The organism is Thermomonospora cellulosilytica (assembly GCF_014138835.1).
Classification (GTDB): domain Bacteria; phylum Actinomycetota; class Actinomycetes; order Streptosporangiales; family Streptosporangiaceae; genus Thermomonospora; species Thermomonospora amylolytica.
The window spans coordinates 566,815-580,773 of the sequence record NZ_JACJII010000001.1 but is presented as its reverse complement, the minus strand read 5'-3'; the positions used below and the strand labels follow the sequence as shown (position 1 = coordinate 580,773).

The window sequence follows — 13,959 nt, the reverse complement described above, 5'->3', positions numbered from 1 at the left end:
CGGTGACGCTCCCCCGCGTCCGGCTGCGGCAGGTCGCACCGCCGGGTTCGGGGTGAGTCCTGGTGGGGTGCCTGTTCTGCCGGGGGAGCTGCCAGGATGGCCGGATGATCGACGAGGACTCGTTCGTGATCCCCGAATCCTGGCGTGCGGTGCTGCGGCCCCGGCGGGGCGGCGTTCCCGGCCCGCAGATCGAGCCGGACGCGGAGGCCGTGGCGCTGGCGCGCCAGATGATCGAGGAGGCCCGGCCGCGCATCGACGCGGTCCTCGCCCACCCCGGCAGCGAACGGTCCATCGCCGAGGCGGCCGGCCTGCACCTGGGCGGCGTGCCGGATCCGCTGGGCGCGGCGGCGGTGACGGTGCTGGTGTGCAGGCAGGCCGCGGCGGGGCTGGACGAGGACATCTGGCGGCTGTCGGCGGACGCCTGGGTGACCGAGCACGGCCTGCCGTTCGCCGCGGAGGCGTTCGCGGCTGCGGGCGGGCTGCGGGCCTGGTCGGCCGGGGAGCCGGAGACGCTGCGGTTCCTCACGCCCAGTGACGGGCCGTTCTACCTCTACTGGCATGGCCGGCAGGTGGCGGCGGACCGGATCCGTGCCCTGCTCGCGGCGGCGGGCGACGCCAAGCATCGGGAGGCCGTGGAGCGGCTGGCCGGTCACCGTCGTACGCCGCAGCAGCGGATCATCGTGTCGTTCCTGGCCCCGGACCGGCAGGACTGGGTGGACGAGTGCTGCGCCGACCCGCCGCCGGACGACGACGAGCTGCGGCGTCTGCTGTGGTGCTCGCTGGGCCGTGCCGACCAGGTCGCGGCGCTCGGCCACCTGGGCTGGAGCGAATGCCGGTTGCCGGTGCTCGCCACCCTGGCGGAGGGGATCGGTCCCGCCATCGCCCCAGTGCTCGCCGACTACCTGGACCGGGCCCCCGGCGTGGGACCGAATCGTTCGGCCGCGCTGGAGGTGCTGGCCGCGCTGCCCACCGACGAGGCGTTCGAGCTCCTGCTGGAACGAACGGCGCAGAAGCAGGTGCATCGGGCCCTGATGGAGGCGGCGCGCCGCTTCCCGGTGCGGACGCTGCGGCTGCTGGGGCCGCGGGCGGCTGACGACGACTCCGCCGCCGAACTGGTGGACACCCTGCTGCACGAGCGGCCCGATCTCGTGGACGCCGCGCTGCCCCACCTGCCCCGGGAGGCCCGTCAGGCCGTCGAGGCGTCGCGAGCCCGGCGGGAACGGGTGCCGGACGCCTCCGCGGAGGAGCTGCCGTCGTTCCTGGTCGATCCGCCGTGGCTGCGTCGCCGCCGCGAGGCCAGGCCGCCGGTGGTCGACGGCCTGACGGTGCCCGGCGACTGTGCCGTCGTGTGGGCTCCGGGCGAACGGGAGGAGTGGCTGACCTCCAGCGGCACCGGCCTGGATCTCGACGACGACAGGCCCCGGCCGGAGGAGATCGAGGAGCTGCTGGCCGGGCGGATGCCGGAGGACGCCGGGCCGACCCTGCTGCTGCGCTGCTCCCGGGAGCTGATGGGTCCGGTGCTGCGCGAGTACGTCCCGCCGGAGACGAAGATCTGGGGTTACGCGGACTGGACCAGGTCCATCGTGGCGCGGTACGAGACCGACGCGCTGCCGCTGGCGCTGGCCGTGGCGCGGCTCAACTCCACGCGGTTCACCGGCGTGCTGCTGCCGTTCCGGCATGCCGAGGTGGCCCGGCTGATGGCGGACAGGCTGTCCCGGGGGCGCGCGGCCCGGCAGATGGCGGCCGGATGGTTCGCGCGGCACGGGACGCGGGCCGTTCCGCCGCTGGTCCCGGCCGCGCTGGGGCGGCCGGGCAGGGAACGCCGGGACGCCGAGGCCGCGCTGCGCCTGCTGGCCTCCCAGCACGGGGCCGACGAGGTGACTCGGGCGGCCGGGACGCATGGGCGTGCCGCCGCCGAGGCGGTCGCCGTGCTGCTGGCCGCCGACCCGCTGGAGGTGCTGCCCGCCCGGCCGCCGAAGATCGGCGCCTGGGCCGACCCGGCGGACCTGCCGCAGGTGTTGCTGCGGGACCGGCGGCGGGCGCTGCCGGACACGGCGGTACGGCATCTGGTCACGATGCTGGCGATGTCCAAGCCCGACGCCCCGTACGCCGGTGTTCCCCTGGTGAAGGAGCTGTGCGACCCGGAGTCGCTGGCGGAGTTCGGATGGGCGCTGTTCCGCCGCTGGGAGGGGTCGGACGCGGCGCCGGGCGACGAATGGGCGCTCACCCAGCTGTCCTGGACCGGCGACGACCGGGTGGTGCGGCGGCTTCCGGCCGTGATCAGGCCGTGGCCGGATCTGGGGCTGCGCCGCCTCGCCGTCCTCGGGCTCGACGTGCTCGCCGACATCGGGACCCCCGAGGCGCTGGCCCGCCTGCACGCCATCGGGCACCGGCTCAGGTTCGGCGAGGCCAAGGCCCCCGCCCGCGAGAAGGCCCGGGAACTCGCCGAAACGCTCGGCCTCACCCCCGAGCAGGTGGCCGACCGCCTGACGCCCGACCTGGGGCTGGACGCCGACGGGACGGTCACCCTCGACTACGGCGCCCGCCGGTTCGTCATGGGCTTCGACGACCGGCTCACCCCGTACGTCGAGGACGAGCAGGGACGGCGGCGCAAGGCACTGCCCAAGCCGGCGGCCAAGGACGACCCGGAACGCGCGGCCGCGGCCAAGCAGCGGTTCGCCGAGCTGCGCAAGGGCGCCCGCGACCTGGTCGCCGAGCAACTCGCCCGGCTGGAGAACGCGATGCTGACCGGCCGCCGGTGGACGCCGGAGGAGTTCGACGGACTCCTGGTCCGGCACCCCCTGCTCCGGCACCTCGCCCGCCGTCTGCTCTGGACGAGCGAGGCCCCGGACGGCGCGTCGACGGCGTTCCGCATCGCCGAGGACGGCACGTTCGCGGACGTGGACGACGAGACGTTCACCCCGCCCGAGGGCGCGCACATCGCCCTGGCCCACCCGGCACGGCTCGGCGCGTCGCTCAAGGCATGGCTGGAGACGTTCGAGGACTACCAGATCATCCAGCCGTTCCCGCAGCTCACCCGCCCCGTCCACACCCTCGCCGAGACCGGGCGCGCCACCGGCGTCGTGGAACTCCTGCGCGGTCGCCATGTCCCCAGGGGCCGTGAGGAGCTCCTGACCAGGCGCGGCTGGCGCTACGACGGGCGCGAGGACGGCCGCTTCGCCCTTCCCCCGACCTCCGGCGGCCACTACGTCATCGTCGACCTGGACACCCTGGTGATCGGCCACATCGACCTGACCGCCCATCCCGTCCACGGTCCCCGGCCCGGCTTCGGCCCCCTGGACCCCACCACCCTCTCCGAACTCGTCACCGACCTCCTGAAGGCGTCCACCCCCGCCTGACCGCCGCCTTGCGTCCGCGGTGACCACCGCCCTGCGTCTGGGCCGGGACAAGTACCCGGCCCAGGGCATCACCGCCGCAGGCGCCTCCACCACCCTCGACCTGGACGTACGGCAGGCGAGCGCACGCCGCCCGCGCCCGTCTGCGATCACGAAGACGCGCCGCCCGGCGTGAACGATTCGGCGTCCGGACCGCCGGCGGCTTTCCGGAATGTCGGTGGTGACCTCTAACGTCTGGCGGCATGGGCATCCCTGGGGCCTCGGACGAGGACGTTCTGACGATTCCGGACGCGTGGCGGGAGCGGCTGCATCCCCGCCGCGGCGGCGTTCCCGGCCGGCGGATCGACGTCCGGGAAGAGGCTCCGGACGTCATCGCCCGGATGATCGCCGAGGGCCGGGACGACCTCGAGAAGATCTTCGGGCATCCGAACGGCGACCCGGACCTGGCCGGGCGGGCGCGGGCCTACTGCGCCGGCCACGCCGATCCGGCGGGCGCGGCGGTGACCGCCGTCGAGCTGGTCGAATGGAATCCGAACGTCACGGACGCCGTGGTGGACTGCTGGGTGCTGGCCCACGGGCTCGCGTTCGCCGCCTCCGCGTGCGCCGAGATGGCCGACGTGCGGGTCGACGAGGCGGTGCATCGCGGAAAGCCCGGCGAGTGGACGCTGTGGCAGGTGGCCGAGTGCGCCGAGCGGCTGCGCGTGCTGCTGGCCGCCGCCGACGAGGGCGACTACGCCGAGGCGGTGGAACGCCTGGCGGGGAGCCGGCGGACTCCGTTGCAGCGGCTGCTGGTCTCCTATCTGGTGCCGACCAGGCAGGACTGGGTGGACGAGTGCTGCCAGGATCCGCCCGTCGACACCTACGGGCGCTGGTGGCTGCTGTGCGCGCTGGGATCGGAGGAACAGCTCGGCGAGTGGGCGCGGCTCGACCGGTTCCGGCCGGGAGTGGCGGAGACCCTCGCGGAGGGGGTGGGCACGGCCGCCGCGCCGCTGCTGGCCGACGCGCTGGACCGGCTGGACCTGATCGATCGCGACCGCGGGCAGGTGCTGGACGTGCTCGCCGCGCTGCCGGGCGGCAGGCCGTTCGAGCTGCTGATGGAGCGGGCCGGGCGGTGGCTGGTCCCGGGAGCGCTGCGGACGGCGATGAAGCGGTTCCCGGTGCGGACGGTGCGGCTGCTGGCCGGGCGGGCGGACGGGGACGCGATGGCGGCCATCCTGCTGGCCGAGCATCTGCGCGCCCACCCGGGCCTCGGCGAGGCGGTGCTCGCGGAGCTGCCCTCTCCTGGTCGGGAGGTCGTCGGACGTCTGCTGGAGGAGGGGCGGCGGCGACCCGAGGCGGCCGTGTCGGAGCTGCCCGCGCCGCTGGCCGACCCGTCGTGGAAGCGGGCGCCCCGGCCCCGGCCGGTGATCAAGGGGCTGACCCCGCCGGGCGGCCGGGAGCTGCTGTGGGAGCCGGACGAACGGCGGCGCTGGCTGGACGAGCGGCCCCGTTTCGGGCCGCACTACCGCCGTTCCGGTCCGATGGGGCCCGGCGTCACACCGAAGTTCGAGGAGTACGACCCCATTCCGGAATGGCTCGCGGACCACTGCGCGGGCAGGGAGCTGTACACGCCGTACGAGCTGGAGCTGTTCGTGGACGGGCCGCCGGATCGGATCCGGCCGCTGCTGGCCGACTGGTCGTACGACTTCCGCAGCCTGACCCGCTATGACCTGGGCGAGGGCGACGACAGGGACATCGCGCTGCGGGCGTTGCGCTACCTCGTCGCCGTGTACGAGATGGACGCGTTCCCCGCCGTGCTGGCCATCGCCCGCACCGACGTGGGCGGCGCGGGCGGGGCGCTGATGCCGTTCCGCGACGTCGAGGTGGCGCGGCTGATGGCCGACCGGCTGATGCGGGTGCCCTCGGCCGGTGAGGCCGCGAGGGCGTGGCTGCGCCGTCACGGGGCCGCGGCCGTGGCGTTGCTGGTGCCGGACGCGCTCGGCAGGGCCGGGAGGCCGAGGCAGAGCGCCGAGGCGGCACTGCACTTCCTGGCGTCCGCGATGGGCGCGGACGGCGTCGTGGAGGCCGCGCGCGTCCACGGCGACGAGGCCGCGACCGCGATCAAGGCGCTGCTCGCCCTGGGCCGCGACGAGGTCGTCCCCCGCAAGATCCCCTCGGTCGGGCGCTGGGCGGATCCGGAGGCGCTGCCGCAGGTGCTGCTGCGCGGGCGGGAGCGGGCGCTGCCCGCCGCGGCGATCCCGGACCTGCTGACCCTGCTGGCGATGTCGCCGCCGGAGGGCGGCGATCCGGAGCTGGCCGCCGTCCTGGAGGTGTGCGACCCGGCGTCGCTGGCGTCGTTCGGCTGGGCGTTGTTCGGGCTGTGGCAGCAGGCCGGTGCGCCGGCCCGGGACGGCTGGGTGATGACCGCGCTGGGCAGGCTGGGCGACGACGGCACCGTGCGGCGGCTGGTCCCGCTGATCCGGGCGTGGCCCGGGCAGGGCGGGCACGCCAAGGCCGTCAAGGGGCTGGACGCGCTCGCCCTGATCGGCACGGACACGGCGCTGGCCGAGCTGAGCGGGATCGCCCAGCGGGTGCCGTTCAAGGCCCTCAAGGCACGGGCGCGGGAGAAGATGGAGCAGGTCGCCGCCGGGCTGGGGCTGACCGGCGAGCAGCTCGCCGACCGGCTGGTGCCCGACTTCGGGCTGGCCGCCGACGGGACCCTGACGCTGGACTACGGCCCGCGCCGGTTCACGGTCGGCTTCGACGAGGCCCTCAAGCCGCAGGTGACCGGGCCGGACGGCAAGGCCCGCAAGACCCTGCCCAAGCCGGGGGCCAAGGACGATCCCGAGCTCGCGCCCGCCGCGTACGCGAGGTTCGCCGAGCTGAAGAAGGGCGTCCGCACCGTCGCATCCGACCAGGTGCGCAGGCTGGAGGCCGCCATGGTCACCGGCCGCCGCTGGACGTGCGGCGAGTTCCGCCGACACGTGGTCGGGCATCCGCTGGTCTGGCACATCGCCCGGCGGCTGGTGTGGATCACCGGGGACGGCGTGACGTTCCGCCTGGCCGAGGACCGCACGTTCGCCGACGTGGACGACGAGGAGCTGACGCTGCCGGAGCGGGCGACGGTGAGCGTCGCGCATCCGGTGCGTCTGGGGGAGTCGCTGACGGCGTGGCGGGAGGTCTTCGACGACTACGCGCTGGTCCAGCCGTTCCCGCAGCTCCACCGGCCCGTCCACGCGCTCGCCGACGAGGAGCGCGAGTCCGGCCGCCTCGCCCGCTTCGAGGGGATCACCGTGCCCTGGGGCAAGGTGCTGGGCCTGACGCGGCGCGGCTGGGAACGGGGCGTCCCCCAGGACAACGGCAGCGAGTGGTGGATCACCCGTGCGCTCCCCGGCGGCGGTGTGGTGGAGATCGACCTGAACCCGGGCATAGCGGTCGGTGCGGCGGACCTCCTCGACGAGGACCAGACCCTGGAGGCCGTGAGCATCTGCGACCGGCCGGGCGACCACTGGCGGCGCAGGCCGACCTCCCGCGGCTTCGGTGACCTGGACCCGGTGACGGCCTCCGAGATCCTCCTCGACCTCACCGACCTCGTCACCCCGTCCTCCTGACCCTCGCCGTGCGGGATTCGGCGGATCGGCCCGGGACGGCAGGCCAAGGCGTTCGGCCGCGACTGCGCGTTCCAGAAGTCCGACGAGTCCTTCGACTCCCGCACCGCCACCCAGATCCGCTGGAGCACCCGGCGGATCACCCTCCGGCCCGTGACCGGCGGCAACGCCCAGAGCAACGACGTCGACCCCGGCTCCTACCCCGACTGACGGCGACTGGAGCGGGCGTTCCGCAGGCGGGTCCAGTGGCGGCGGTGGAAGATCGGATCGCGGCCGTAGATGTCGAACTCGATCCGCTGCGGGGCCGGGCCGCCGCCGTCCAGGATCGGGGTGAGGGCGCTGAGGACCGCCTCGCCATGCCTGTGGACATCGCGCTCAGGCGACCTTGACCGAGTGAGGGCCGACACTGATGGTGATGTCCAGATGTCCACCGAGCGCGGCCGCATAGGCTCGGAGAGTCTCCAGTTCCATGGCACTGATGTCGCCGTTCTCGATCTGGGAGATCCGGGACTGCGACACGCCCAGGATGCGCGCCACCTCGGCCTGCGTCTTGCCGGTGGACTTCCGCAGCTCCTTCAGATGGTGGCCGGCGACATAGGCGTCGAGTGCCGCCCGTGCCCGAGCCTGGCGCTCCGGGTCGGCGAGCTCTGGGTGAAGACGATGAGCCTCGGCCTTGATGTCCCGCCAGTTACGCCCAGTGCTCATCGTCCTGCCTCCTTGCTCAAAGCGGCGCGGTACTCCGCATACCGGGCCTCGGCCAGAGGAATGGCCTGTTCGTACCACCGAGACCACTGACCGGCCTTGTCGCCTGCGACAAGAAAGATGGCCGCGCGGTCCGGATCGAAGACGAACAACATGCGTATCTCCGAACGTCCCCGTGACCCAGGCCGGAGCTCCTTGAGGTTGTGCAGCTCGCTGTGTTCGAGGGTGTCGACCAAGGGGCGCCCCAGCGTTGGCCCGACCTCCGCAAGCCGGTCGATGGCTTGTTCGACCAGCGCTGCGGTGTCCGGATCGGAGTCGCAGAGCTTGAGAAACCAGCTCTCGACAGGTTCCAGAAGGACAACATCCCAGGCCACCACCCCAATATAACTTACAGCTAATGATCGTTATGGCTTTCGGTGGTCAGAGGATCAGGCCTTGGGCTCGGGCCTGGGTCAGGGCTCGGTGGGCCTCGGGGGTGTCGAGCATTTCCAGGCCGCGGACGGCCCAGAACTGGAGGGGGTCGTCCGGGTCCGGGGTGTCGAGGTGGCGGGTGAGGACGGGGAGGGCCCTGGGGTCGCGGGCCTCGGCGATGAGTTCCAGCAGGAGGCAGCGGAAGTCGGGGTCGGGTTCCTGCGTGAAGGCGGTGATGAGGTCGTCGACGTAGGAGTCGGCGTGCTCGCGGAGGAAGTCGAAGCCCTTCTCGCGTTCGGCGGGGTCCTGGCTGCGCATCCGCTCCAGGGCGCGCGCGAAACGGGGCTCGGGCACCGGGTCCTCCTGGCGTTCGTCGGGGATGAGGGGATTGTCGCAGGGTTCACAGGCTCAGGCGGCAGTACAGATGGGTGATCGCGGGTCAGGGCGGCCGGGTTCGTCGGGAACGGGGTGGCGGCCTCGGGAGGGAAGAGCCCGCAGTCCTTCGGCCAGGGGACGGCGACCTGGGCGAGGACGGCCTCGTCGGCCGTCGCCGGGGCCGTGGCGAGGGTGTCGGCCACGGCGACGACGAAGACCGTGGCGTCGTCCCGGCGGGGCGAAGGGCATGAGAAAGGCCCCGGCAGGTGGGGCGACACGGTCCCGGGGCCAGACCGGGTACTCACGTTCCCCGGCGGCCAAGATCATAGACGTTTCCGAGGCTCAGTGGGGACTGTCCGAAACCCGAAAGCGACACAGACCGATAACGCTGTCGTTTCGCGTGTGCCGGGCCGGGGTCCGCCGTCGAGTCGGCGGAGCGGGGCCGGCGGCAAAGGGTGCGGCAAGGGGCGGCGAATTTGCCCTCCGGCGGACACCTCGTGGCCGGCGGACGGGGACATGCCGTTTCGGGCGCGTCAGGCGGGTAGATCGGCCGCACGCCGGAACGAGGGGGGATGCGTTGAGGGGCCTGCGGTCATGGTGATGCTCGTGGCCTTTCACGCGGTCGTCGCGGTGCTGGTGCCGTGGGCGTTGCGGCGGGACCGGCGGCTGATGGCGCTGGTGGCGGCGCTGGCCCCGGCGGTGACGGTGATCTGGGCGGTCCGCCAGGCCGGGCCGGTGGCCGCCGGCGAGCAGATCGCCGAGATGATCGAGTGGGCCCCGGAGCTGGGGCTGGTGCCGCAGTTCCGCCTCGACGGCCTGGCCTGGGTGCTGCTGTTGCTCATCGGGGCGGTCGGGGCGCTGGTCCTGGTCTACTCGGCCTGGTACTTCGACGAGCCGCCGACGCTGGGCATCGGGGTGCTGGTGGCGTTCGCCGGGGCCATGACGGGGCTGGTGCTGGCCGACAACCTGCTGGTCCTGTACGTGTTCTGGGAGCTGACGACGCTGTGCTCGTACCTGCTGATCGGCGGGTTCACGCCACAGGACAGGGAGCACCGGCGGGCGGCCAACCAGGCGCTGGTCATGACCACCGGGTTCGGGCTGGTGATGCTGGCCGGGCTGATCGTGCTGGGCCAGGCGGCGGGCACGTTCACGATCTCGGTGCTGCTGGCGGACCCGCCGCGCGGCGGGGCGGTGGAACTGGCGCTGGTGCTGATCCTGCTGGGGGCGTTCGCCAAGTCGGCGCAGATGCCGCTGCACTCGTGGCTGCCGGCGGCGATGGTGGCGCCGTCCCCGGTGAGCGCCTACCTGCACGCGGCGGCGATGGTGCAGGCCGGGGTGTACCTGGTGGCGCGGCTGGCGCCGGGGTTCGCCGAGACGGCGGTGTGGCGGCCGTTGGTGATCGCCGTCGGCCTGGTGAGCCTGGTCGTGGCGGGCTGGCACGCCCTCTGGCAGGACGACCTCAAACGGCTCCTGGCGTACGGGACGATCAGCCAGCTCGGCTTGCTCATGGTGCTGTGCGGGGCCGGAACGCGCACGGCCGCGCTGGCGGGACTGGCGCTGCTGCTGGCCCACGGGCTGTTCAAGGCCCCGATGTTCCTGGCGGCGGGCGTTGTGGACCACGCGTATGGAACGCGCCAGGGCAGTGCGCTCCACGGAGTGGGGCAACGCATGCCTCACCTGGGGCTGGCCATGGCCGCCGCCGTGGCGTCGATGGTGGGCATCCCCCCGTTCCTGGGCTTCGTGGCCAAGGAGGCGGCGCTCGAGGCGTTCGCCCATGGGGGCTGGGATCTGCTGGTGTTCGCGGGCGTCGCCGCCGGGTCGGTGTTCACGGTGGCGTACGGGATCCGCTTCCTGCAGAACGCATTCGGCGGCGACATAGGCGGGAGCGGGGAGAAACCCCCCTCGCGTAGGGCGTTCACGTGGGCCTACGTGAAGCGGGTCCTGACCGCCGAGCGGCAGGACCGCGTCAGCAGGCTCGCCTGGTGGCCCATCGCCGTCCTATCGGCCGCGGGCTTCTTCGCGGGATTGGCGCCCGGTGTGTGGCAGGACCTCATCCAGCCTTACGCCGACCGCCTCACGGCCACCAAGCCCTACGAACTCGCCCTGTGGCACGGCATCACCCTGCCGCTCATGACCTCCGTGGTGATCCTCGCGCTCGGCGTCGCCGTCTACTTCAAAGCCCCGCGCGCCCTGCACGAGAGAGCCGAACGCCTCCCCACCGCACAAGGCGGCTACCGCGTCGCCGTCAAGGCGCTGTTCCTGGTGGCGCACAGGCTGACACGGCGTACACAGGTCGGTTCCCTCCCCGCGTACCTCGCGGTCATCGTCCTGACCGTTCTCGCCATCCCCGGCATGGGCCTCGTCGCAGGACTCACCAAGGAGACCGCCCCGCCCCTCCAGGACGGCGGGCTGATCCTCTGGGACAACCCCGTACAGGCCGTGCTCGGCCTCATCGTCGTCGCCGGGGCCATCGCCGCGATGCGGGTGCGCCGCAGGCTGTCGGCCGCGCTCCTGCTCGGCGGGGTCGGGTACGCCATGGTCGGGCTGTTCATCCTGCACGGCGCTCCCGACGTGGCGCTGACCTCGCTGATCGTGGAGACCCTCACCCTGATCGTGCTGGTGTTCGTGCTGCGCCGGCTGCCGGAGGAGTTCCCGCCGCGCCGCCGCCCGCGCCGGCTGCAGGCGGCCTCGGGGCTGGTCAGCGCCGCCCTCGGAACGTTCGTCGCGGTGCTCCTGGCCGTGATGGTGCTCAACCGGCGGGACGCGCCGGTCGGCCCCGAGTACGTGCCCGAGGCCCGCGACGAGGGGGCCGGGAACGTCGTCGACGCCATCCTGGTCGACCTGCGCGCCCTGGACACCTCCGGCGAGATCAGCGTGCTGGCCGTCGCGGCGGTCGGTGTGGGGGCGCTGGTGCTCACCGGCATGCACGAGGGCCGCTTCGAACATCCGGAGGGGACGCCGCGCAGGGGCCGCTGGCTCGCCGCCCCCGGGCGCCCTCCGCTCGGCCCGCCCTCGGTGCTGCTGGCGGTCACGGCGCGGCTGCTGATCCCGACGATCCTGGTGTTCTCCGTCTACCTGCTGGTGGTGGGGCACGTGCAGCCCGGCGGCGGGTTCGTCGGCGGGCTCGTCGCCGGGTCGGCGTTCGTGCTCCGCTACATCGCCGGGGGCATGCGGGAACTGGCCGCCGCCCTGCCCGTCCACCCGAACGTCTTCATCGGCGGCGGCCTGGGGCTCGCGCTGGTCACCGGGGCGGCCCCGTGGGCGGTCGGCGGGGCGTTCCTGGAGTCGGACACCTGGGAGTGGACCTGGCCGCTGCTGGGTCACGTCAAGGTGCCGACCGGCCTGTTCTTCGACATCGGCGTGTACCTGCTCGTGCTGGGACTGGTGCTGAGCCTGACCAGGACCCTCGGCACCAGCCTGGAGGAGGAGCCCGAGCAGCCCGAGCGGGAGGGCGGGACGCGATGAGCCTGGTGCTGGTGGTCGTGGTCGGGGTGCTGTTCGGGGTCGGCTTCCACCTGCTGCTGCAGCGTTCGCTGATCCGGATCGTGGTGGGGTTCGTGCTGCTCGGGCACGGGGCCAACCTGGCGCTGCTGGAGGCGGGCGGACCGGCCGGGGCGCCGCCGCTGCTGGGGCGGCGCGGCGAGGGGCCGATGGCCGACCCGCTGCCGCAGGCGATGGCGCTGACCGCGATCGTCATCACGTTCGGGGTGACCGCGTTCCTGCTGGCGCTGGCGTACCGGAGCTGGCTGTTCCTGGGCGAGGACGAGGTGCAGGACGACGTGGAGGACCGCCGGATCGCCGCCGCCGAGGCCCGCCGCGAGGGCTACGACGAGGAGGACGGCGGGTGAACGACGTCCTGCTCCCGCTCCCGTACGCGGTGCCGCTGGCCGGGGCGGCGCTCGGGCTGCTGCTGTGGCGGTGGCAGAACGCGCTGCGGCTGCTGGGCATCGGGATCCTCGCCGCCACCGTCGCCGCCGCGATCGGGGTGCTGGCGGCCGTCGCCGACCACGGCGTGATCACCACCCAGGTCGGCGGGTGGCCCGCCCCGCTCGGCATCACCCTGGTCGCCGACCGGCTGTCGGCGCTGATGCTGCTGGTGTCGAGCATCGTGCTGCTGGCGATCCTGCTGTACGCGGTGGGGCAGGGCGTCGTCGGGCACTCCGAGGCCGAGCCCAACTTCTTCTATCCCGCGTACCTGACGTTGTCGGCGGGCGTGTGCCTGGTGTTCCTGTCCGGTGACCTGTTCAACCTGTTCGTGGCCTTCGAGGTCATGCTGGCCTCCAGCTACGTGCTGCTGACGCTGGCGCCCAACCCGGCCCGGATGCACGCCGGGATGACGTACGTGGTGGTCAGCCTGACCTCCTCGATCCTGTTCCTGGCCTCGGTCGCCGTCACGTACGCCGCCACCGGGACGGTCAACCTGGCGGACCTGTCGACGCGGATCGCCGACCTGCCGGAGGGGCTGCGCACGGCGCTGGCGCTGATGTTCCTGGTGGTGTTCGGGATCAAGGGGGCGGTGGCGCCGCTGCACCTGTGGCTGCCCGACAGCTACCCGGCCGCCATCACCAAGATCACCGCGGTGTTCGCCGCGCTGCTCACCAAGACCGCCGTGTACGCGCTGATCCGCACCCAGACGCTGCTGTTCCCCGACGGGCGGACCGGCACGGTGCTGCTGGTGCTGGCGGCGGCGACCATGCTGATCGGGCTGCTGGGCGCGCTGACCCAGCAGGACATCCACCGGGTGCTGTCGTTCGCGCTGGTCGGGCACATCGGGTACCTGGTGTTCGGGCTGGCGCTGTTCTCGGTGGCGGGGCTGGCCGGGGCGATCTTGTACCTGGTCCACCACATCGTGGTGCAGGCGACGTTGTTCCTGGTCAGCGACATCATGCAGGACGAGACGGGGGAGACGTCGCTGGAACGGCTCGGCGGGTTGGCCGGGTCCTCGGCGTTCACCGCCGTGCTGTTCTTCGTGCCGGCGATGAGCCTGTCGGGGGTGCCGCCGCTGTCGGGCTTCGTGGCCAAGCTGGCGCTGCTGCAGGCCGGGTTCGGGTCGGGCCGGACGCTGGGGTACGCGGTCGCCGGGGTCGCGGTGCTGGCCGGGCTGCTGACCCTGATCGCGATGAGCCGGGTGTGGACGCTGGCGTTCTGGCGCCCCCGCCCGCCGGCCCCGGAACCCGAGCTGCCCCCCGAGCAGGAACCCGGCGAGGAGCCCGGCCTGTCCCGCCCGCAGCGCTACAGCCGCGGCCTCGTCCGCGGGGTGACCGCCGGCATGGTCGCCTTCGGCCTGGCGGTCGCGGTCCTCGCCGGACCCCTGACCTCGTGGAGCCTGCAGGCCGCGACCGACCTCCTCGACCGTTCGGCTTATCAGAACGCGGTGCGGGAAGGGAGTCGGCCGTGAGGGACGCGCCAGACGACCGCAGCGGAGCGCCGGCGGAGCGAGGATCGTCTGGCGCGTCTTCGGGGGTCTGGGGGTCGTCCCCCAGAGGTGACGGGCACGACCGCAGCGGAGGCAGCGCGTTCCCCAGGTT

At 73.3% G+C, this 13,959-nt stretch carries 9 protein-coding genes; 6 read left to right on the top strand and 3 right to left on the bottom strand.

The features are described 5' to 3' along the window. The first annotated feature begins 104 nt into the window (after positions 1-104). The 3 genes from HNR21_RS02780 to HNR21_RS02770 all read left to right on the top strand — a co-directional run bounded on the left by HNR21_RS02780 (position 105) and on the right by HNR21_RS02770 (position 6,946). The gene (locus HNR21_RS02780) at positions 105-3,359 is read left to right on the top strand and encodes a DUF4132 domain-containing protein (RefSeq protein WP_182703905.1); all 3,255 of its coding nucleotides are present in this window, start codon (positions 105-107) and stop codon (positions 3,357-3,359) included. Between the two features lie 19 nt (positions 3,360-3,378). Further along, the gene (locus HNR21_RS02775) at positions 3,379-3,531 is read left to right on the top strand and encodes a hypothetical protein (protein ID WP_157995852.1); all 153 of its coding nucleotides are present in this window, start codon (positions 3,379-3,381) and stop codon (positions 3,529-3,531) included. A gap of 67 nt (positions 3,532-3,598) precedes the next feature. Continuing rightward, positions 3,599-6,946 carry a DUF4132 domain-containing protein gene (locus HNR21_RS02770; RefSeq protein WP_182703904.1) on the top strand — a complete coding sequence of 1,116 codons (3,348 nt, stop codon included), beginning with the start codon at positions 3,599-3,601 and terminating at the stop codon, positions 6,944-6,946. Between the two features lie 372 nt (positions 6,947-7,318). Here HNR21_RS02770 and HNR21_RS02765 read toward each other — a convergent pair whose 3' ends face one another. From HNR21_RS02765 to HNR21_RS02755, 3 genes are read right to left on the bottom strand one after another with little or no spacing between them, the layout of a single operon-like run. Next, positions 7,319-7,648, bottom strand: a complete 330-nt coding sequence (locus HNR21_RS02765) for a helix-turn-helix domain-containing protein (protein ID WP_119728067.1) — start codon at positions 7,646-7,648, stop codon at positions 7,319-7,321. After that, positions 7,645-8,019: a type II toxin-antitoxin system RelE/ParE family toxin gene (locus HNR21_RS02760; RefSeq protein ID WP_182703903.1), complete on the bottom strand. Its 375-nt coding sequence runs from the start codon at positions 8,017-8,019 to the stop codon at positions 7,645-7,647. The genes HNR21_RS02765 and HNR21_RS02760 overlap by 4 nt, the downstream gene beginning before the upstream one ends. Before the next feature lie 46 nt (positions 8,020-8,065). Further along, positions 8,066-8,410 carry a HEAT repeat domain-containing protein gene (locus HNR21_RS02755; protein ID WP_198679456.1) on the bottom strand — a complete coding sequence of 115 codons (345 nt, stop codon included), beginning with the start codon at positions 8,408-8,410 and terminating at the stop codon, positions 8,066-8,068. 627 nt (positions 8,411-9,037) lie between these two features. Between HNR21_RS02755 and HNR21_RS02750 the strand changes: the two genes are divergently transcribed. The 3 genes from HNR21_RS02750 to HNR21_RS02740 are packed head-to-tail and all read left to right on the top strand — an operon-like array spanning position 9,038 to position 13,829. Further along, the gene (locus HNR21_RS02750; protein WP_220500018.1) at positions 9,038-11,896 is read left to right on the top strand and encodes a Na+/H+ antiporter subunit A; all 2,859 of its coding nucleotides are present in this window, start codon (positions 9,038-9,040) and stop codon (positions 11,894-11,896) included. After that, complete coding sequence (locus HNR21_RS02745; RefSeq protein ID WP_182703901.1) at positions 11,893-12,279, top strand: Na(+)/H(+) antiporter subunit C; 387 nt, start codon at positions 11,893-11,895, stop codon at positions 12,277-12,279. The genes HNR21_RS02750 and HNR21_RS02745 overlap by 4 nt, the downstream gene beginning before the upstream one ends. Continuing rightward, a complete protein-coding gene (locus HNR21_RS02740; protein WP_182703900.1) occupies positions 12,276-13,829 on the top strand; it encodes a Na+/H+ antiporter subunit D in 1,554 nt (517 codons plus the stop codon). The genes HNR21_RS02745 and HNR21_RS02740 overlap by 4 nt, the downstream gene beginning before the upstream one ends. Positions 13,830-13,959: the final 130 nt, after the last annotated feature.